The sequence below is a fragment of the Streptomyces sp. NPDC051909 genome (assembly GCF_040681095.1).
Lineage (GTDB): Bacteria > Actinomycetota > Actinomycetes > Streptomycetales > Streptomycetaceae > Streptomyces.
Genome location: NZ_JBFAYA010000090.1, coordinates 1 through 1066 on the forward strand (window position 1 = coordinate 1; position 1066 = coordinate 1066).

1 protein-coding gene is annotated in these 1066 nt (G+C 67.8%); it reads left to right on the plus strand.

The annotated features are described in order from the left end of the window. Positions 1-145 precede the first annotated feature (145 nt). Positions 146-916: a transposase family protein gene (locus AB0M18_RS36655; RefSeq protein WP_365765737.1), complete on the plus strand. Its 771-nt coding sequence runs from the start codon at positions 146-148 to the stop codon at positions 914-916. The last annotated feature ends 150 nt before the right edge of the window (positions 917-1066 follow it).

The window sequence follows — 1066 nt, forward strand, 5'->3', positions numbered from 1 at the left end:
CCCTCCAACACCGCCCGCTGGGCATCACTGACCGACAACGGAGGAATCTTCGGACCCGGACGACTCATGCCCAACCAACGACGAATCTCCGACTCGGGTCACTAAAGCGTGTTGCAGAAGCCCCTGGTTCGGGCATTTTCCCTGTATGGGCGGGGTGTTGAGGGCTGAGCCGTTATGGGTGGAGACGTTCACGGGTCTGCGGATGCGGCAGTTCGAGCGGCTGCTGAAGGTCGTGCGTGAACGAGGCGGGAACGGGCCCGGTGGCGGCCGACCGTGGTGTCTGCCGTTGGCGGACCGGGTGCTGCTGGTGGCCGTCTACTACCGCACGAACCTCACCATGCGACAGCTCGCGCCGCTGTTCGGCTGCTCGCCCGCGACCGTGTGCCGGGTGATCCAGCGGCTGCGGCCGCTGCTGGCGATCGAGCCGGCCACCCGCCCCGACGATGCGGCCGAGCGGTTGTGGATCGTGGACGGCACCCTGATCCCGGTCCGCGACCGGAAGACCGGCGCGTCCTCACGCAACTACCGGTTCTCGGCGAACGTGCAGGTCATCATCGATGCCGACACCAAGCTGGTGATCGCCGGGGCTCGGCCGGTGCACGGCAACACCGCGGACGCGAAGGCCTGGCGGGACTCGGGCCTGGCCGCCGTCTGCGAGGGCGTCACGGTGCTGGCCGACGGCGCCTACATCAACACCGGGCTCGTCGTCCCGCACCGCAAACGCCCCGGCAGAGCCCTGCTGCTGGGCGAGGAGGAGGACAACGCCGAACACCGACGGGTCCGGGCCCGCGTCGAGCACGCCTTCGCCCGCATGAAGCACTACAAGATCCTCCGCGACTGCCGCCAGCGCGGCAACGGCCTCCACTACGCGGTCCAGGCCGTCGCCCACATGCACAACCTCGCCCTCGCGACGTGACCAGACCGGCACCAACACCGGTCCTGACCTGCCCGGACACAACCTTCTGCAACACGCTTTAGGCACTGTTTCTCGGATCATGTTCGGAGCCAAATGACGAGGGCGGCGAGAGTGACGGTGCCGAGGTAGACGTAGGCGCATTTCGCGTAG

Excerpts from the sequence above, each read along its gene's own strand:
- AB0M18_RS36655 (WP_365765737.1), top strand. The coding sequence starts at position 146 with ATGGGCGGGGTGTTGAGGGCTGAGCCGTTATGGGTGGAGACGTTCACG.